This is a genomic window from Marinobacter sp. V34, assembly GCF_055524115.1.
The window spans coordinates 62,815-82,587 of sequence record NZ_JBUPZY010000013.1; the positions used below are offsets into that span (position 1 = coordinate 62,815).

The window sequence follows — 19,773 nt, forward strand, 5'->3', positions numbered from 1 at the left end:
AGGGGACTCAGTCCTCTTCCCCCTCCGGGTGATCCATTCCCAGTTCATTGATCTTGCGGGTCAAAGTGTTCCGACCCCAGCCCAGCAGGATGGACGCATCACGCCGGCGCCCGCCGGTGTGCTTCAATGCGGTCTCGATCATGATGCGCTCAAATTCCGGCACGGCGGTATCCAGAATGCCTTTGTGGCCGCGTTTGAGTTCCTGCTCCGACCAGTTGCGCAGGCCTTCCTGCCAGGTCTGGCCGGTGGCTGGCGCCTCGGCCTGTTGCACCAACTCGGGCGGTAGGTCATCGATGTGAACTTCGCGTCCACTGGCCATCACTGTCAGCCAGCGGCACGTATTCTCAAGCTGGCGGACGTTGCCGGGCCAGGGCAGGGTGGTGAGGTATTCTTCGGCTTCCGGGCGCAGTATTTTGGTTTCCACTGCCAGTTCCCGGGCTGCACTCTTGAGGAAATGTTCCATCAGCCGGGGGATATCCTCCCGGCGTTCCGCAAGTTTTGGCAGGTGTACTCGGATGACGTTCAGGCGATGGAATAGATCTTCCCTGAAGGTGCCCGCCTGTACGAGCTTTTCCAGATCCTGATGCGTGGCGGCGATGATGCGGACGTCCACCTTGATGGGGGTGGTGCCGCCCACACGATAGAATTCACCATCGGCCAGTACCCGCAATAGTCGTGTCTGGGTGTCGGCGGGCATATCACCGATCTCGTCCAGGAACAGGGTGCCGCCGTTGGACTGTTCAAAGCGGCCCTGTCTTGCGGCGGCCGCGCCGGTGAAGGCGCCTTTCTCATGGCCAAATAGTTCGGACTCAATCAGGTCCTTTGGAATCGCAGCCATGTTCAGTGCAATAAAGGGGTGGCTCGCCCGGGGGCTGTGATTGTGCAGGGCCTGGGCAACCAGCTCCTTGCCGGTGCCACTTTCGCCATTGATCAGTACGGTTATGTTGGAGTGGGACAGTCGGCCGATGGCCCTGAACACTTCCTGCATCGCGGGTGCTTCACCAATGATTTCGGCATTCCGCTGGGCGCTTTCCGCTTGCGGTTCCGAGGTGGCCCGGCGCTCGTGGCTGTGAGCCACAGCCCGCTTTGCCAGCGCAACGGCGTCGTCCACATCAAACGGTTTAGGAAGGTATTCGAAGGCGCCAGTCTGGTAGCTGGTCACCGCGCTTTCCAGGTCGGAGTGGGCGGTCATGATGATCACCGGCAGGTCCGGGTGTGCGTCCACGATCTGAGAGAGCAGGGTGATGCCATCGACGCCGGGCATGCGGATGTCGCTGATGATGGCGTCGGGCTGTTCGTGTTCCAGCCTCATCATGATGCTTTCACCACTTTCAAACACGCGGGGTTGCATACCGGCCTGGTTCAGGGCGCGCTCGAGCACCCAGCGTATACTGCGGTCATCGTCAATTATCCAGACGTTTGCCGGTTGGCTCATTGGTTTTCCTCCAGGGGCAGGAAGATGATGAAGTCGGTTTTTCCGGGCTCGCTTTCACATTCAACAAGCCCATGATGTTGCCCGATGATGCTTTGGGTGATGGACAGGCCGAGACCTGTACCGCTCGCCCGTCCGCTGATCATCGGGTAGAAAATATTTTGCAGAAGATCCGGTGGTATGCCCGGGCCGTTATCGATCACATCCACGCGGCACACCAGGCGATGGCGTTTGTGGCCGATGGTGAACTGTCGCAACGCGCGTGTGCGGAAGGTGATGGTCGGCTGTTCGCCGCCGGTCATCTCCGCCTGGTTCTCGAACGCGGCTTCCATGGCGTTGCGCGCAATGTTGAGGAAAGCCTGGATCAGCTGTTCCTTGTCGCCCTGGAATTCCGGCAGGCTGGGATCGTAATCCCTCCGAAAGTTCAGCCGGCCACGGCTCTCCGCCTCCAGAAGAGTCTTGACGCGCTCCAGAACCTCATGAATGTTGGTGGGCGCCAGCTTGGGGGCTTTGTTTGGGCCGAGCATGCGGTCCACCAGGGTTCGCAGGCGGTCAGCCTCGGCAATGATTACCTGGGTGTACTCTTTCTGGTCTTCGCTGTTCAGTTCCCGGTCGAGCAACTGGGCTGCCCCGCGAATGCCCCCCAAAGGATTCTTGATTTCGTGGGCCATTCCCCGAACCAGGATACGAGTGGTTTCCTGCTGGGAGATAATGTCCTCTTCCCGGCTGATCCGTAGCAAGCGGTCCCTGGGCTGGATCTCGATCAACAGTTCTGTTGGCTCAAGGCTTATGGGAGACACCGAATAATCAACCGTTAGCCGCAACCCGCTTGTCAGTATGAATTCCGCTTCGCGTCGGGTGTAGGACTGGCCATTCTCGGCTGCCGCATACAGAGTTTTCAGAGCATCTTCTGAGTCGATCAGAATATCGTTGATCGGGGCGTCCTTGCTTCTGGTTACGCTGGTTTCGAACAGGCTTTCAGCGGCTGGGTTCAGGTATTGGACTCGTAATCCGTCACGCAGCACCAGTACGGCTGTGGTCAGGCTGTCCAGTATGCTTTTGTATCCGGCCGGCATTGCCATTCGTTCGTCCCTTTTGATGGGCCTTGCGGTATGCTAAGGCAGTTTTGCAAAAAGCGAACCACATTGGCTGTTAGTGGCGATGAAAGTGCGCATTTAGCGGGCATGCGCGGTTGCAGGCCTGTGAGCACGCTGTGGTGTAGTGCAGAAGTATAATTGCGTAAAGCCTGCCTCTGACTATTCGCCCCGCGAGTGGTCAGAGTATGGCTTTTTTATGGTGCGGGCGCACTAAAATGGGGCATTAAAGGATGGTGTGATGGTTTGCTAACCGCGACAGGTCTGCGTTGGTCTGGCACCCCGGCCTGAAACGGTCGGGGCCCCGGAAGGGTGCATCAGTTGTTGACGCTGGGTCGATGGATGGTGAAGGTGATGGTTTCGCCGCTCTTGACGGTAACACCATTGCTGTCGACGATATTGACGCCTGCATCGTGTGTGCCGCGAAACACATTGCGCACCATCACCGTTCTGGAAGCGCTCTGGCCCACCGGTTGGCCGTCAAGAGTCACTTCGTACTTGTGGCTGTCCCGAAGGCCGGGCGAGCTGGTCACGCTGAATTCCACGTCGCCGCTGCCGCTATGGAAGGCCTGGTCATTGCCCGGCGCAAGGAAACGGACACTATCGTAGACGGACCCTTCCTGCTGCACTTTTTCCCGCAACCGCTCTGGCTCCCGGACCGCTTCGAGTTTGGGTAGTGTGACCGTGGTGACAGGCTTAACCTTAATCTCCTCAGCAGGCGTGCCTTCCGAGGGCTCGTCGGTATAAGTAACGTTCCCCTGAGCATCCACCTGACGATAGACCTCGGCGGAAACTGGAAGCGCCGCGAGAGCGACAATGCCTGAGAATAATGCGAGCCTTGCGTTCATAGAGACAACCTGTTTGATTGTTTTATCCGATTATCAGCGCCAGTCCTGAGTATTTCAACGCCATTACCCCGCAGCTTGGTTACATTCCGTTAAGGCTGGTCGAAATGTGCGGTCGTACACTAAAAAGCCCCGCGCAAGGCGGGGCTTTTCTGTCTGCTTGTGCTTACTAACAGCTTAGCAGGAGTAGTACAACTCGAACTCGACCGGATGTGTGGTCATGTTGAGTTTTTCAACTTCGCCACGCTTCAGGTCAATGTAACCGCCGATCATGTCCTCGGTAAACACGCCGCCACGGGTCAGGAACTCGTGGTCTGCCTCGAGGCTATCCAGAGCTTCCTGGAAGGTCTCGGCAACGGTCGGAATGTTCAGGGCTTCTTCCTTCGGCAGGTCGTACAGATCCTTGTCCATGGCGTCGCCCGGGTGGATCTTGTTCTGGATGCCGTCGAGGCCGGCCATCATCAGTGCTGCGAATGCCAGGTACGGGTTGGCGGATGCGTCGGGGAAGCGCACTTCGATTCGACGACCCTTCGGGCTGTTCACGTAAGGAATACGGATGGACGCAGAACGGTTACGGGCGGAGTAGGCCAGCATAACCGGTGCTTCGAAGCCCGGGACCAGACGCTTGTAACTGTTGGTGGAAGCGTTGGTGAAGGCGTTGATGGCCTTGGAGTGCTTGATGACACCGCCAATGTAGTACAGGGCCATCTCGCTCAGGCCTGCATAGCCGTCGCCAGCGAACAGGTTCTTGCCGTCTTTGTTCAGCGACATGTGTACGTGCATGCCGGAACCATTGTCGCCGACCACAGGCTTGGGCATGAAGGTCGCCGTTTTGCCATAGGCGTGCGCGACGTTGTGTACGCAGTACTTGAGAATCTGAACTTCATCAGCCTTGCGGGTCAGGGTGTTGGCGCCAACACCAATTTCACACTGGCCTGCAGTGCCCACTTCGTGGTGGTGTACTTCAATTTCCAGGCCCATGGACTCCATGGCCGCACACATCGCACCACGCAGATCGTGGAGGCTATCGACCGGCGGTACGGGGAAGTAGCCACCTTTTACGCCTGGACGGTGACCGATGTTATTGCGATCGAAGTCTTCGCCGGAAACCCAAGCTGCTTCTTCGGAGTACAGTTCGTACATTGAGCCCTGCATGTCGACCTTCCACTTGGCGGAGTCGAATACGAAGAACTCGGGCTCTGGGCCAAACAGGGCGCCATCGGCAATGCCGGTTGACTTCAGGTATTCTTCGGCACGCTTGGCAACAGAGCGTGGGTCACGCTCGTACCCCTGCATAGTGGATGGCTCCACGATGTCACAGGTAATGTTAACCGTCGTTTCTTCAGTGAAAGGATCAAGGACAGACGTTTCGTCGACTGGCATCAAAATCATGTCGGATTCGTTGATGCCCTTCCAGCCAGAGATAGAAGACCCGTCGAACATTTTACCGTCGGCGAAGAAATCTTCGTTTACCTCGGTTGCGGGCAGGGTCACGTGCTGCTCTTTACCGCGGCTGTCAGTGAATCGCATGTCGACCCATTTGACTTCGTGTTCCTTGATCAGATCAATCGTCTTGGACATTGTGCAAGCTCCGTCAGTTATCCCGCAGTGCGGGCGATTTCTGTGTGCGTTGTTGCCGGATCGTTCAGCAGTGCTGACTCCCGATCTTTCTTTCAGGTACGGCAGCTTAACAAAAGCTGTTGTGAGTTACCTGCAAAATCGGCTGCTTAAGGTTTAGCAATAGCCTTGCCAGTTTTTGATGCGTGCGCCACAAGTGCACAATACCAAGGCATTCGGGCTGTTTTGGAGCGACAAGAGCATTTGGGCTGGCCCTGTCGCCCTCTTGTGGTGCATTAAAACGGTGCGCGAACCGAAATAATGCACCAAATTGATGCGTTCGCGTCGTTACTCCGATAAGCGTTTTTCGTCATATAAACGCAAGTGAGTTTGCTATATACTGCGCGCCACTTCATTTTCGCCCCGGAGATTCAGTGAAAACGCTGAGTTTCGTCAGGGTGCACCCTGGCTGCCCGGCCTGGCAAATGAAATTCATTTTACGGATTTGAGACGGCATGTAAGGGGCTATGCGCCTGCTGAAGACCTCTCAGGTCATTCAGTGCATGCTGCAGGATTATAGTTGTGATTGATAAACTTCGTAATATCGCCATCATCGCCCACGTTGACCACGGCAAGACCACGCTGGTTGACCAACTTCTTCGTCAGTCCGGCACGCTGGATCGCAAAGAGCTCGAAAACGAGCGCGTCATGGATTCCAATGACCAGGAAAAAGAACGTGGCATTACCATTCTGGCCAAGAATACGGCGCTGAAGTGGCACGACTACGACATCAACATCGTGGATACTCCGGGGCACGCCGATTTCGGGGGCGAAGTCGAGCGTGTCATGAGCATGGTTGATTGCGTATTGTTGGTGGTTGACTCTATTGATGGCCCGATGCCGCAAACCCGATTCGTGACCCAGAAAGCGTTCGATGCCGGCTTGCATCCGATCGTAGTGGTCAACAAGATTGACCGCCCCGGAGCTCGCCCGGACTGGGTGGTGGATCAGGTGTTCGATCTGTTCGACAACCTGGGCGCCAGCGATGAGCAGCTGGACTTTCCGATTGTTTATGCCAGTGCCCTGAACGGCATCGCCGGAATGGATCACGAGAAACTGGACGACAACATGGACGCGGTTTTTCAGGCCATCGTTGACCACGTGCCTGCCCCCAATGTCGATCGTGACGGTCCGTTCCAGATGCAGATTTCCCAGCTCGACTACAACAGTTTCCTGGGTGTGATCGGAATTGGCCGCATTATGCGTGGCAAGGTCAAAACCAATTCCCCGGTTACCGCTATCGGTGCCAATGGCAAGAAGCGCCAGGGCCGTATACTCAAGATCATGGGCCACTCCGGCTTGCAGCGTGTTGAAGTCGATGAGGCGCAGGCAGGTGATATTATCTGTGTGAGCGGCATGGATGAGCTGTTTATCTCTGACACCTTGTGCGATCAGTCCGCTGTTGAGGCTCTGCCACCGCTGACGGTCGACGAGCCAACGGTTTCCATGACTTTCCAGGTCAATGATTCGCCGTTCTGCGGCAAGGAAGGCAAATTCGTCACCAGTCGCAACATCAAGGAGCGACTGGAAAAGGAACTGCTGCACAACGTTGCCTTGCGCGTGGAAGAGGGCGAGTCCGCAGACAAATTTAAGGTCTCTGGTCGTGGTGAGCTGCATCTGTCGGTGCTGATAGAGAATATGCGCCGGGAGAACTTTGAACTCGCCGTGGGTCGTCCGGAAGTGGTCATCCGTGAGATCGACGGTGTTAAGCAGGAGCCGTATGAGAACGTCATCATCGACATCGAAGAGCAGCACCAGGGTGCGCTTATGGATCAGATGGGGCTTCGCAAGGGCGAGATGACCAACATGGTGCCGGACGGAAAGGGCCGTATGCGTCTTGAGTATACGATTCCGGCGCGGGGGCTGATCGGTTTCCGTAACGCTTTCCTGACCATGACATCCGGCTCGGGCATCCTGACGTCAACCTTCAGCCATTACGGTCCGATCAAAAGCGGTGATGTCACCAGCCGCCAAAACGGGGTGCTGGTGTCAATGGCTACGGGTGCGGCGCTGACTTACTCGCTGGAAACACTGCAGAGTCGAGGCAAGCTGTTCCTGGATCCGGGTCAGGAAGTCTATGAAGGCCAATTGTGTGGCATTCATAGCCGTGATAACGACCTGGTGATCAACCCCACCAAAGGCAAGAAGCTGGACAACATGCGCGCGTCCGGCAAGGATGAAGTCATTGGTTTGGTGCCGCCGATCAAGCATACCCTTGAGCAGGCTCTGGAGTTCATCGATGAGGATGAATTGGTGGAAGTGACGCCCAAGTCGATCCGTCTGCGCAAGAAGCTTCTTACCGAGAATGAGCGTAAGCGCGCCCATAAGAAGTAATCTTCAGCGCTCGATATCAGGGGTGGGTCCAAGTGGCCCACCCCTTTTTTATTCACTTCAGCTAAACTCCGGTTAAATCCTTTTTCCGGAGCGCCTCATGCTCACCCTGTTCCCTGACATCAAGCCCAATGCCCAGCACCGCATTGCGGTTGATCCACCCCATGAACTCTATATTGAAGAAAGCGGCAATCCGAATGGTATCCCTGTTCTGGTCGTCCATGGCGGGCCCGGCGGCGGGTGCGAGGACTACCATCGCCGTTTTTTTGATGCTGAACGCTACCGGATCATTCTGATGGATCAGCGTGGCGCTGGCCGTTCGAGGCCGCTGGCGGAGTTTGATGGAAATACCACGCAAAATCTGGTGGGTGATATGGAAACGGTGAGGACCTTTCTTGGGGTGGACCGGTGGATCCTGTTTGGTGGAAGCTGGGGCTCTACGCTGAGCCTGGTGTATGCCCAATCCTATCCAGGCAGGGTTCTTGGTCTGGTGTTGAGGGGGATTTTCCTGTGCCGGCCCAGGGATATCCACTGGTTCTACCAGGACGGCGCGAGCCGCGTGTTTCCTGATTACTGGCAGGATTTCCTGGCGCCTGTTCCGGAGGAGGAGCGTGGTGATCTCGTCAAGGCTTATTATCGTCGTCTGACGAGCAGTAATGAGTTGGAACAGATACAGGCCGCCAAGGCGTGGTCAATCTGGGAAGGTCGGTGTGCGACCCTGCATCCGAACCCGCGTGTGGTTGAGCATTTCGGGCACCCCCATGTGGCCATTGCTCTGGCACGAATCGAATGCCATTACTTCATGAATAATGCGTTTCTTGAAGATAATCAGATAGTTCGTGACGCGGCAGTACTCAAGGACATTCCGGGCATTATTGTCCATGGCCGCTACGACATGGTGTGCCCGCTGGACAACGCCCTTGCATTAAGTCGGGCCTGGCCGGAAGCCGACCTCAGGATCATACGGGACGCCGGGCATTCGGCATCCGAGCCTGCCATTATCGATGCCCTGATGCGTGGTGTTGATGAGGTCGCCGCAAAGCTTGAAGGTAGGGATACGTAAAGTCACATGAAGAAGGTTGCGGCGAGCCTGGTGCGTGGATAAACTTCGTTCCGAACTTTGAGTCCTTGCGCAGGGAGCTTAATGAAAGGGCTGTTACAGCGGGTTACCCACGCCAGTGTCACCGTCGATAATGAGGTCATCTCCGAGATTGGTTCGGGGCTGTTGTTGTTGCTCGGTGTGGAGAAGTCAGACGACTCCAGCACGGTGCGGGAACTGTGTCGAAAACTACTCGCCTACCGGGTATTTCCCGACGACCAGGGACGGATGAATCGCAGCCTGCTCGATATGGGCGGCTCCCTCCTCGTTGTTCCCCAGTTTACGCTTGCTGCTGATACCCGGTCCGGGTCCCGTCCTGGATTTTCGGTGGCTGCGGGCCCGGAATCTGCAGAAGCACTGTTTCATGAGTTCGTGGCATCGTGTGAGGCGCAACTGGGCGCTGACCGGATTGGTCAGGGGCAGTTCGGCGCGGACATGAAGGTGGCCTTGGTAAACGATGGACCAGTCACGTTTCTTCTGGAGGTCGGAGGAGTGTCTGGGCGGAGTTGATCGGTCGCCCTATGACGACGCATTGCAGCGGTCGTTGGTCTTTTCTGGTGCGGTGCTGGCCAGGAGGTTGGGCTTTCGATTCGTCCATGAAGCGTTTTTTGGCCATTAATTTTATGATTTTAAATAAATTAATGGTTTTTGGCCCCGGATTTGAAAAGGAAGTTCCGCGAAAGCAGGTGGCCGTTCATGGCATAAATAGTTTCCCTTTTAAGCTTAATTGAGCTAAAAAGGCCCGGTTAAAAATTTGCAAATGCGACATCATTGTATTAAAACAGGTTCATCACTCAGTGCTTTAATAAAGCAGTGTAAGTGACTGAGCTGTAAAGAGCCTGATGGGCTCTTTGCTGACAAGAAGAAAAACGAATTGTTATGGCCTTGTCACAAAACTGACATGGTTAATAAACAGAATAGGGCTCAACCAGCCCGACTGGTGAAGTCTAAAGAGCGGGAAACTAACCCGACGCTAAAACCTGAGTTAACTCAAAAGGAAGACGCAAAATGAAAAAAACGCTCATCGCATCTGCTATTGCAGCCGCAACTTTCTCCGGCAGCGCGCTGGCACAGACTACTGCTTCTGCTTCCGAGCTGGCGGCACGCATGGACTCCATGCCGACTATTTACGGTAACATCCAGTACGCTATCGCTCATGACAACTTTGATGGCGGTCGCTCTGAGCTGAGCCACTTCGACAATGGCTCCACTCTGGGCGTCAAACACGACCATGAAATCGCTCCGGGCATCACTGGTTTCTTCAAGCTTGAGCTGGAAGGCCTGGCTGCAGACGACAAAGATCGGGAATCCGGTCTCGAAGATCTGGACGAAGCCTACATCGGTGTTAAAGGCGACAGCTTTGGCCAGGTTTGGGTTGGTTCAGACGACTCCACCTACGAGCGCGCGGTTGACGAAATCGCACAGTTTTATGAAGTTGCTATCCTGAACATCGGTGCAGACTACACTACTGGCGAAGGCGACCTGGTTCAGTACATGTCTCCGTCCTTCGGTGGCCTGAGCCTGTGGGGTGCTGTTCAGATCAACGGTGATGGCGACGACGCTTCACTGGGCGATAAGGGCGGTGACAAGTCTTATCCATATCAGCTGGCAGCCGTCTATGAAATGGACGCGCTGGAACTGGCTGTCGCTATGGATTCCAACGACGGTGGTTCTCCAAGCAACGAGAACACCTATGGTCTGCGTGGCAGCTACAACGCTGGTGCCCTGCGTGTTACTGGTGAATACCACACCACCAAAGACGCGTCTGACACCTACGGTGTGATCGGTTACTACACCATGGGTGCCAACCAATTCGCGCTGTCCTACGAAATGAACGTAGCGGACGATGCAGACGACACTGAGCGCTCTACTGTGACCCTGCAGGCGCTGCACAACCTGTCTGACCACATGTATGTTTATTTCGAAGGCTACCTGGGTGGTGGTGACGAAGTGTATGAGTACGAAGACAGCATGGGCAACCAAGCTGTTACCGACGAGCGTTCCATTGCTTCTGTTGGTGCTGTTTACTACTTCTGATCAGCTAACCAGCTAATCTATCAAGTAGTCGAAAACCGGCAGCCTTCGGGCTGTCGGTTTTTTTATGTATGCTGATAACAAATTTCCCACAGCAGGAGGGCGGATGGCTCAGGAACTGGAAATCAAACTCAGCGTGGCGCAGCCTGATCTGGATCGAGCCGTTGACTGGCTGTTGAGTCAACCCAGCACTAGCGAGTCCGAGACTCTGCAATTGGGGAACACCTACTACGACACGCCCGATGGGGATCTCAACAGCCAGAAGATTGCCCTGCGAATCCGTAAAGTGGGTGACAAACACATTCAGACCCTGAAAACCCGTGGTGAATTTGTCGACGGAGCTCATCGTCGTCAGGAGTGGGAATGGCCGCTGATAGGTACCACCCTCAATATGGGGCTAATCGCGGACACCCCGGTGGGACAGAGCGTGAACCTTGCCAAACTGCAGCCGGTATTTGAGACCAACTTTCAGCGCCGCGTGGTCATGATCGAGCAAGGGGATAGTCTGATCGAAGTGGCTATTGATTCCGGAGAGATTGTGGCAGGTGAGCAGTCCCGCCCGCTCAGTGAAATTGAATTTGAGCTCAAGGCCGGAGACGCCTCTCTGTTGCTCGCGTGGGCGCGACGTCTGGCGGATGAAGTACCGGTGTTTCTGAATCTTGTGAGCAAGGCGGAGCAAGGGTATCACCTGGCGGAGCTCTATCACCCGGTTCCGCAAGCAGCGCTGAGTACCGAGCTGTCGGTGAATGAATTCCTGTTTCTTCTGAGCGTGTCATGGCTTACAGGTCAGCCCGTTCCCGCGGATGGAGACGATTTTGGAGCGATAGGTCGGATGGCGGGTGAGCGCGGCGTCGAGGATCTCTACCAGCACGTGTTCCGTGCGCTGGCAGAGGGGGATACCATTGGATATATGGTAACCAGTAAGGAGCTCGGCCAGCTACAACTGGCCATCGCGGCTGCATAGCTTACGGCAGATCGGCCGCGCTACTATCCTCTTGGGAAGCCTGTTTCTGCAGGTTGTGCCACTTATTAATAAAGTCGCGGTAATGGGACAGGGCTTCTTTCACCACTTCCACGTCCGGCGTCTCACTGGATTTCACCAGAACGATCAGGCCCTTACCTTCAATTTCCTTATCGGTCGGCGGGTGGCAAACGACTTCGTTGTTGTTGTCAATATAGGCGAGAGCGGTGCCGATGCCGTGCCGAATGAGTGCACTGACGATGTCGGCCCAGTTCAGGTCGTCCAGTTCAATTTCGTACCGGTGGGGGTGGTCGTGTTGATAGTTAAACAAATCCTCAAGGACTTTCTCTGACCCCGGTGCGATGACCGAGCGCACCATGATTTCTGGGTAGGTTCGAACCGGCCGAATAACGGTACGGACACCAACAGATGTAAAGCGATCGCGATTCTCATCCCGTACGCACTCCGCCGTGACTTTCTGGCCAAGGTTGGACTCACTCAGCCTGTGGGCAATATCAAAAGTCAGGCTGTCGGAGGTCGGGTCGGATTCGTCGGCGGCCAACACGATAATGTGTCGGGCAGCACCGGCGTGCACCGCCTTGAGAGCTTCCGGGTCGCTACCGGAGCCATGAAAGTGAACCAGTCCGTTGTCCGCCAGTTCGGGCGGAAGCCCGTTCGGAAACTGGCTGGTCAGTATAATGATGGGGACGGTTTCATAGCCGGGTACGGCCCGCATCTGGGAGGCAAAGCGAGAAAAGTACTGTTCTCCGCCTGTCTGCGGTGTGTTGATGATAACGATGTGGTCTTTCATGGCGTATATCCAGCGTCCGGTTAAGATGCGTTCCCGGCGGTAGAACCGGTATTCGATATAATCACTGACAATAAGCGTCAGCAGCGTGATGGCGGCAATGAACATCAGCAAAACGGTGCTGAGCCGTCCGATGGCGGTTTCCGGCGCAAAATCACCGTAGCCCACGGTAACCAGCGTTGTCATGGTCATCCACGCAGACTCGAACAGCGTGAGGTCCTCGGCCGCCCAGATGATCACCACCTGGGTGACCAGCAGTCCGCCAAGAATGGTAAAAAGCCGCTTGATGCGTGACCGGATAATGCCGGACATGGGCAAGTGAGAAAGCTGATGTTCCGGGTTTAGCGGCCGGCGATTCCTCTGCATCGGTGTCCTTACAACGGTTCAGTCGGGGGAGCGTTCGTTATACAGTACGGGAAATATAACAGAGACACAGGGGTTTGCATTATGTCCGAGCCTTGGCGCTCCTTACCGAAGAGTCTGGCAGAAGAGGTTGGCGGTGCCTGGTCTTCGGTGTTTCCTGAGGGAGTGCCCAGTTTTTTGGGCGCTCAGGGCAGTGTTTCCGATGAGGATGTGGCCCAGGCCGTCGCGCGCAGCCTGTTTGTCAGGCGCACTCTTGAGCGCCATCCGGAGCAGGTCGCGGCGCTATGCCAGTCCCGTCCCCTGGCTGAGCCCACAACGCCGGATTACCTGCGCCAGCGCTGGCAGGAGTTCCTGTCAGAGGTGGTTGATGAAGGAGGGCTCCATACGGCGTTGCGACGATTCCGGACGGAAATACAGTTCCGGATTATCTGGCGGGATTTGATGCGCTGGGCAGACCTTGCCGAAACCATGGCGGCCACCAGTGATTTCGCCGATATCTGTATCCAGGGAGCCCTGGACTGGTTGTACGAAGACACCTGTGAGCAATCAGGAACGCCGTGGGGAATAAATCCGGCGACGGGTGAGGAGGGCCCGCAACCCCTGATTGTTCTGGGTATGGGGAAACTGGGTGGGCACGAGCTCAACGTTTCTTCTGATATTGACCTCATCTTCGCGTTCCCGGGGAAGGGCGAAACCCGTGGCGGACGCCGATCCATTGATAACCAACAGTTTTTCATCCGTCTGGGCCAAAGGTTGATCCAGGCGCTGGATCAGATCACCGCCGATGGCTTTGTGTTCCGCGTGGACATGCGCCTGCGCCCCTATGGCCAGAGTGGTGCGCTGGCATTGAGTTTTGCTGCATTGGAAACCTATTACCAGGACCAGGGGCGGGACTGGGAACGCTATGCCATGGTAAAGGCCCGGGTTGTGGCCGGTGACCAGCAGGCGGGGCAGGTGCTGATGGACAGCCTGAAGCCCTTTGTCTATCGCAAGTATATTGATTTCAGTGCCTTCGAATCCTTGCGGGCAATGAAATCCATGATCAGCCGGGAAGTGCGCCGCAAGGGCCTGGAAAATAACATCAAACTTGGCAATGGCGGCATCCGCGAGATTGAATTCGTGGTGCAGGCCTTCCAGTTGATCCGGGGCGGCCGTGACCGGGAATTACAGCAGCGGGAATTGCTGGTAATCCTGAAGGAGCTGGAAGAGCTGGAGCTGCTGCCGTCACCGGTGGTGAAGGAGCTGAAGGAGGCCTATGTCTTCCTTCGCAATCTTGAACATGCCCTTCAGGGCATGGAAGACAAGCAGACCCAGCTGCTGCCGGACGACGATCTGTCACAAGCCCGTGTAGCGCTGATCATGGGGTTTGATGACTGGGCAGCCTGCCTCACAGAACTGGAAAAGCATCGCAAACGGGTAGCCACGCATTTCGCGGATATCATTGCCATCGAGGACGAAGAACACGAAACGGCGACGCTTGATGAAGGCTGGCAGGAGCTTTGGTTGGGTGAAATGGACGAGGCGGTGGCGACCGCCTGGCTCGGTGAACATGGTTTCGAGGACGCCGAAGGCAGCTATTCTGCCCTCAGCGATCTGCGTGGGAACCGCACGTTGCAGACGCTGCAGACCCAAGGGCGGCAGCGATTGAACAAATTCATACCGGTATTGTTGGAAGCGCTTACTCACGTGGAGGGGCCCTCCCAGACGCTGGTACGGGTTCTTCAGTTGGTTGAGGCGATCCTGCGCAGAACCGCTTACATGGTGCTGCTATTGGAGAACCCCGGTGCCAGGACCCAGCTGGTCCGCCTATGCAGTGAGAGTCCCTGGATTGCAAGCCAGCTGGCGGAAACGCCCTTGCTGCTCGACGAGCTATTGAATGCAGAGAGCCTGTACAGCCCTCCAGCCAAAACCGAGCTCCAGGATGACCTGCGCCAGCAAATGCTGCGGATACCCTACGAAGATCTCGAGGAACAGATGGAGACTCTGCGGCACTTCAAGAAAGCCCACATATTGCGGGTGGCTGCCTCGGAACTGCGGGAAACCCTGCCTTTAATGAAGGTCAGTGACTATCTGACGTGGATTGCCGAAGTGGTGCTGGACCATGTGGTAGACGTGGCGTTCGCTAATCTGGTTAGCCGCCATGGCTACCCCCGGCGTGAGGATGGCTCAGCCTGTGACACCGATTTCGCGGTTGTCGGCTATGGCAAGCTGGGCGGTATCGAACTTGGCTACACCTCGGACCTCGATCTGGTCTTTATCCACGATGCCGATCCGGAGCAGTCAACAGATGGTGACAAGCCCATCGATAACGCCGTTTTCTACACTCGGCTCGGACAGCGCATTGTGCACATTCTCAACACCCAGACGCCGTCCGGGCAACTCTACGAAGTGGATATGCGCCTGCGACCCTCGGGGAGTTCGGGGTTGCTGGTCAGTACCCTGTCTGCCTTCGATAAGTACCAGCGTAACGATGCCTGGACCTGGGAGCATCAAGCGCTGGCCCGTGCCCGTGGTGTGGCAGGCTGCCGGGAAACGTTGGAAGCTTTCGAAAAGCTGCGCGCTGACATCCTTTGTCAGCAAAGGGATCGTGCCGAACTGAGGGAAGAAGTGGTCAGCATGCGCGAGAAAATGCGCACCGCTCTGGGCACCCCGAAAGTCGAAGGCAAGGTGCCTGAGGTTTTCCATATCAAACACGATTATGGCGGCATTATCGATATCGAGTTTATGGTGCAGTATCTGATGCTGGCGTGGTGTTCCGAGCATCCGGAACTGACGCAGTGGTCCGATAATATTCGCCAGATGGAGGAGTTGGGCCGAGCGGGGATATTGCCGGTGGAAGATACTGAGAAACTCAGGGAAACGTTTATCACCCTGCGCTCCACCATACACCGGCGGGCACTGCAGAACCTGAACAGCCAGGTGGCGGGTGACGCGTTTCCCGAAGAACGTGATTACATCCAAAGTATGTGGAATCGAGTTATGTTGGGTTGATGGAAGGGGGATGGCGCCTCTTCGTAAGCCCGAGTTTTCCTGCTAGAATGCCGGTTTCCCGAATAGAGCGCTTTAGGAGCAGAAACAATGTCGATGGCTGATCGCGATGGCCTGATCTGGCTGGATGGTGAAATGGTTCCCTGGCGGGAAGCCAAAACTCACGTGCTGACCCACACTCTGCACTACGGCCTGGGCTGTTTCGAGGGTGTCCGCGCTTACAGCACCGAAAGGGGCGCTGCGATTTTTCGGCTGGAAGATCACACAAATCGTCTTTTCCGCTCGGCCCATATCCTGAACATGACCATGCCGTTCAGCAAGGACGAGTTGAATGCGGCGCAGACCGCTGCAGTGCGGGAAAACAACCTGGACGAAGCCTACCTGCGCCCGATGGTGTTTCTCGGCTCCGAAGGCATGGGGCTACGCGCCGACAACCTCAAGGTTCATGTCATGGTCGCCGCCTGGAGCTGGCCATCCTACATGTCACCGGAAGCGAAGGAGCTGGGTATCAAGGTCCGGACCTCCTCCTACACGCGGCATCACGTCAACATCACGATGTGTAAGGCCAAGGCCAACGGTAACTACATTAACTCCATGCTGGCCCTGAACGAAGCCATTGCCAGTGGCTGTGAAGAAGCCCTGTTGCTGGATAACGAAGGCTACGTGGCTGAGGGTTCCGGCGAAAACATCTTCATTATGCGTGACGGCGTGCTCCATACGCCGGAGCTGACGTCCTGCCTGGAAGGTATCACCCGTCAGACCATCCTGGATTTCGCGAAAGAGCTGAATATTCCGGTGAAAGAGCGTCGTATCACCCGGGATGAGGTCTATATCGCGGATGAGGCCTTCTTCACCGGTACCGCCGCCGAAGTACTGCCGATCCGTGAACTGGACGGCCGTATGATTGGCGCTGGCAAGCGCGGCCCGCTGACTGAGAAGCTGCAAGGTATGTATTTCGACGCAGTGAAGGGCAAGAGTGCCGCGCATTCACACTGGCTGACGGCGGTTAACGGTTAACGCCGTGTTCCACTAACAACACCTGCAGGAAGAGCAAATGGCAGACGTTATCAAAGTGCCGGTCTCCTTCGGCGAAGTGCTGGACAAGATCACTATTCTGGAGATCAAGTCCGAACGCATTGCAGACGCGGAAAAGGTTAAGAATGTTCGGCTCGAGCTGGACGAACTGAGTGCCACCTGGAACGAGGCGGTTCAGGATCAGGCGGCTATAGCGGATCTGCGCGAGCAGCTAAAAGAAGTGAACGAGGCGCTCTGGGAAATCGAAGACGACATTCGTGATCAGGAAGCCGCTCAGGATTTTGGTTCCAAGTTCATCGAACTGGCTCGTGCCGTCTATGTCACCAACGACAAGCGCGCCGCCATCAAGAAGGACGTGAACCTGGCCCTTGGCTCCCGTTTCGTGGAAGAAAAGTCCTACCAGGATTACACAGCCCGCAAGTAAGCCGGCATACTCTGATGCTGGAGTCCAAGCGCCCTCTTTCCCCTCCCGGGAGAGAGGGCGGGGCGGTAAGGGTATGGCAGGATCAGCGCTGAGCAACCCACTGATCCAGCATCCCAGTCACGTCCTCTACCGTTACCATTTCCATCGCCCCTTCGAATTCCGCTTTGGCACCCCAGCGAGCCTGCTCAACTGTTTTGCCGGTAAACCGTGCCAACGCTTCCGGATATCGATTCACGCACCATTGCAGCGAATTGTAGGGGCCAGAACGATAGGGGTTGCTGGCTGCAAAAATGCCCAATACATCCGTGTTCATTGAGCTTGCAATGTGGGCTGGTCCTGTATCCGGTGCGACCACCAGGTCGGCACTGCCCAACAACGCCGTAAGCTGTTTCAGCGTATCCTTGCCACAGATATTGTGCGCCTGTTCCTTCATAGCGTTTTCAATTTCCGTGCAAAATTCCGCCTCAAAAGGCGCAGGGCTACCCACCAGGATTACCTTCATGCCGTGAGTGTGGATGGCGTGATCCGCCAGGCGCGCATAACGCTCCGCGGGCCAATTGCGGAGGGTGTGGCTGGCACAGGGGCTGATCACGAGGTTCCTACGGTCCGTCGCGAGGTGTTGCCCTGCGAACTCATGGTCTTCGGAAGCCAACGGAATGACCCAATTAGGTGCGGCGGGTTCCAGGCCAAGTGGCACCAGAAAGCTTGCCAGGCAGTCCCGCACGTGCTGTTGTGTTGCAGGAGCAATCTTGCGGTTTATAAACAGGCTGTGAAGGTCCTTGCTACGGGCGTTGTCGTACCCTACTTTCACCTTTGCCGGAATAATCGCCGCCGCCAGATTGGCCCTGAATGCCACCTGCATATGAAGCAAGGCATCAAACTTTCTGTCTTTCAGTGTGTTGCGTAAATCAGCATATCCTTTTCGGCCGGCTTTCTTGTCGAAGACAACAAACTCCACGCCGGGCAGGTCACCAATCAGTTTGGCTTCAATCTTGCCGATCACCCAGGTGATTTTAATGCCTGGTAACTGTTCCTGAAGGCTTAATACCACGGGAATGACATGGGTGACGTCGCCAATGGCGGAGAGGCGTAATATACAGATGGAGTTAATCAAGTTACGGTCCGTTTCCAATCTTTCACTGCCGGATGTGGAGCCGGGCGGGGCTCGTTGGTAAACTGAGCGCCATTCTAGCCTACTGGGCTTTTAACGTCTTTACCTGCACACCATGGGTTTGCAGGGCTGAGGGAAACGATCTTTTGACATTGGCAACGGGCACTCACTCAGATTCCGGAACGTCATTGCTGCTGGTCTCACCGGAGTATGAAGGTGTTGCAGCTTCCTGGCTGCTCCCTGAATTCTGGGAGGGACGGGCGACTCCGGTCACCTCTGGTGGACGTGGCGGAGCCTGGTTTATTGATATGGAGCCGCCTGGCATGGTGCTTCGTCATTACAGACGCGGCGGCATGATGGCCAAGTTCGCGGAAAAGACGTATTTGTTTACCGGCTTTGAGCAGACCCGGTCTTTGGCGGAGTTCCGATTACTGCGGCGGCTACGCTCGCTGGGACTGCCAGTTCCTGAACCTGTTGCCGCCATTGCCTGGAAGTACCGGTTTTTCTGGTATCGGGCCGCTATACTGGTAAAGCGAATTCCGAATTCCGTCACGTTTCCTGGCAGCGATCGTTTGAGCGATGAAACGCTGTGGATGCAACTGGGGCAGCTCATTCGCAGCTTTCACGACAACGGGCTCAACCATGTTGATCTGAACTGCGACAACATACTCGTGGCGGGGAATCAGCTCTATCTGATCGATTTTGACCGATGCAAACTGGTACCTGAGAGCCAGAATAAAACAGATTCAGCATGGAAGCGGCGAAATCTGGAACGGCTTCAGCGTTCCGTGCGCAAACGATGCCTTGCTTTATCCTATTCGCAGCAAGAGCGTTCCTGGAAGCGCCTGCTGCAGGCCTACCATCGCCAATCGCAAGTTTATACTCCCCATACTAGGCCTGAATCACTTTAATGACCATCGTTAAACTCGAAGAAGAGCTCCATTCCAATATCCGCAGAACCCGGATTACCTATCGGGGATTGGTGGACGGGCAGCCGGCTGCGATTAAGTGCTACCGCAAACCATTGTTTGGGCTGATTCATTGGATCCGGGCGCTGCGTCGTGGTAAGAAAATCCGGCGAGTGGGTGGGCCCGTGCCGCCTATAGTGTTCGCCGGCTGGATTACATCGGAAAGATGCTTTGGTTATGGCACCGAGTTTCTGGAGGGTTTTCGACCGCTCAGAGCGGTGCTGATGGAGGAATCCTCCCGCTCAAGACAGATCGATATTATTCGCCTCTTGGGCAAGACCATAGCCGGTGTTCATAAACGGGGTATTGAACAGCCGGACGGTAACCTGACCAATTTCTTGATGGAAGAGAGTGGAACGATTTTCATGGTTGACGAGGATGACATTCGAATTTACCCACGGATGCTTCCGCTCGGCGTTGCCGTATCGAACCTTGCCAATGTTGCGGCCCGTTTGCCGGATGAGGAGTTAGTGGAGAGCCTACTGACTGCTTATTTGGACGTCGCCTTTGTTGGGAAAACTTCTGGGTGGGATGACAGCGCTTTTTGGGCGCGCGTTAAGGACTGTCGGGCCGTGCTGGATGCTAAGAGGGCCAGTCGGAATATTCAGCCCCGCCAGTTTGACTGAAGAGATACCGATCACGTTCAAACAGACAATGTCGAAT

The 19,773-nt window shown here is 55.8% G+C and carries 16 protein-coding genes; 10 read left to right on the forward strand and 6 right to left on the reverse strand.

Translation table 11 applies throughout. From position 1 onward, the window contains the following. Window positions 1-7 precede the first annotated feature (7 nt). The 4 genes from ntrC to glnA form a co-directional block, all read right to left on the reverse strand. Window positions 8-1,435, reverse strand: a complete 1,428-nt coding sequence (gene ntrC / locus AC0B60_RS18355; protein ID WP_292046403.1) for a nitrogen regulation protein NR(I) — start codon at window positions 1,433-1,435, stop codon at window positions 8-10. Beyond that, entirely contained in the window at window positions 1,432-2,514 is a 1,083-nt protein-coding gene (glnL, locus tag AC0B60_RS18360) for a nitrogen regulation protein NR(II) (protein WP_465087316.1), read from the reverse strand. The genes ntrC and glnL overlap by 4 nt, the downstream gene beginning before the upstream one ends. Before the next feature lie 329 nt (window positions 2,515-2,843). Further along, the gene (locus tag AC0B60_RS18365) at window positions 2,844-3,374 is read right to left on the reverse strand and encodes a DUF4124 domain-containing protein (protein ID WP_465087317.1); all 531 of its coding nucleotides are present in this window, start codon (window positions 3,372-3,374) and stop codon (window positions 2,844-2,846) included. Between the two features lie 174 nt (window positions 3,375-3,548). Next, on the reverse strand, window positions 3,549-4,952 hold the full coding sequence (glnA, locus tag AC0B60_RS18370) for a glutamate--ammonia ligase (RefSeq protein ID WP_336146212.1): 1,404 nt from the start codon (window positions 4,950-4,952) through the stop codon (window positions 3,549-3,551). A 558-nt stretch (window positions 4,953-5,510) separates the two neighbouring features. Here glnA and typA point away from each other — a divergent pair. From typA to AC0B60_RS18395, 5 genes are all read left to right on the forward strand, one after another. Beyond that, window positions 5,511-7,322 carry a translational GTPase TypA gene (gene typA / locus AC0B60_RS18375; protein ID WP_465087318.1) on the forward strand — a complete coding sequence of 604 codons (1,812 nt, stop codon included), beginning with the start codon at window positions 5,511-5,513 and terminating at the stop codon, window positions 7,320-7,322. 97 nt (window positions 7,323-7,419) lie between these two features. Then, window positions 7,420-8,382: a prolyl aminopeptidase gene (gene pip, locus AC0B60_RS18380; protein WP_465087319.1), complete on the forward strand. Its 963-nt coding sequence runs from the start codon at window positions 7,420-7,422 to the stop codon at window positions 8,380-8,382. An 81-nt stretch (window positions 8,383-8,463) separates the two neighbouring features. Next, window positions 8,464-8,928 carry a D-aminoacyl-tRNA deacylase gene (dtd, locus tag AC0B60_RS18385; protein ID WP_465087320.1) on the forward strand — a complete coding sequence of 155 codons (465 nt, stop codon included), beginning with the start codon at window positions 8,464-8,466 and terminating at the stop codon, window positions 8,926-8,928. 498 nt (window positions 8,929-9,426) lie between these two features. Continuing rightward, a complete protein-coding gene (locus AC0B60_RS18390) occupies window positions 9,427-10,455 on the forward strand; it encodes a porin (protein ID WP_465087321.1) in 1,029 nt (342 codons plus the stop codon). 103 nt (window positions 10,456-10,558) lie between these two features. Then, complete coding sequence (locus AC0B60_RS18395; RefSeq protein ID WP_465087322.1) at window positions 10,559-11,416, forward strand: CYTH domain-containing protein; 858 nt, start codon at window positions 10,559-10,561, stop codon at window positions 11,414-11,416. 1 nt (window position 11,417) lies between these two features. Here AC0B60_RS18395 and AC0B60_RS18400 read toward each other — a convergent pair whose 3' ends face one another. After that, window positions 11,418-12,587 (reverse strand): ion channel, encoded by a 1,170-nt coding sequence (locus AC0B60_RS18400; RefSeq protein ID WP_465087323.1) that lies wholly within the window; start codon window positions 12,585-12,587, stop codon window positions 11,418-11,420. A gap of 81 nt (window positions 12,588-12,668) precedes the next feature. On the opposite strand from AC0B60_RS18400, the gene glnE reads away from it, so the two are divergent. From glnE to AC0B60_RS18415, 3 genes are all read left to right on the forward strand, one after another. After that, a complete protein-coding gene (gene glnE, locus AC0B60_RS18405) occupies window positions 12,669-15,575 on the forward strand; it encodes a bifunctional [glutamate--ammonia ligase]-adenylyl-L-tyrosine phosphorylase/[glutamate--ammonia-ligase] adenylyltransferase (RefSeq protein ID WP_465087324.1) in 2,907 nt (968 codons plus the stop codon). Window positions 15,576-15,662: 87 nt separating this feature from the next. Then, entirely contained in the window at window positions 15,663-16,589 is a 927-nt protein-coding gene (locus tag AC0B60_RS18410; RefSeq protein WP_465087325.1) for a branched-chain amino acid transaminase, read from the forward strand. Window positions 16,590-16,626: 37 nt separating this feature from the next. Further along, window positions 16,627-17,031: a DUF6165 family protein gene (locus tag AC0B60_RS18415; protein WP_465087326.1), complete on the forward strand. Its 405-nt coding sequence runs from the start codon at window positions 16,627-16,629 to the stop codon at window positions 17,029-17,031. An 82-nt stretch (window positions 17,032-17,113) separates the two neighbouring features. Here AC0B60_RS18415 and AC0B60_RS18420 read toward each other — a convergent pair whose 3' ends face one another. Next, window positions 17,114-18,142, reverse strand: coding sequence for a glycosyltransferase family 9 protein (locus AC0B60_RS18420; protein ID WP_465087348.1), 1,029 nt, complete (start codon window positions 18,140-18,142; stop codon window positions 17,114-17,116). Window positions 18,143-18,330: 188 nt separating this feature from the next. Here AC0B60_RS18420 and AC0B60_RS18425 point away from each other — a divergent pair, with 188 nt between their 5' ends. Further along, complete coding sequence (locus AC0B60_RS18425; RefSeq protein WP_465087327.1) at window positions 18,331-19,053, forward strand: 3-deoxy-D-manno-octulosonic acid kinase; 723 nt, start codon at window positions 18,331-18,333, stop codon at window positions 19,051-19,053. Then, window positions 19,053-19,736 (forward strand): hypothetical protein, encoded by a 684-nt coding sequence (locus AC0B60_RS18430; protein ID WP_465087328.1) that lies wholly within the window; start codon window positions 19,053-19,055, stop codon window positions 19,734-19,736. The genes AC0B60_RS18425 and AC0B60_RS18430 overlap by 1 nt, the downstream gene beginning before the upstream one ends. Window positions 19,737-19,773: the final 37 nt, after the last annotated feature.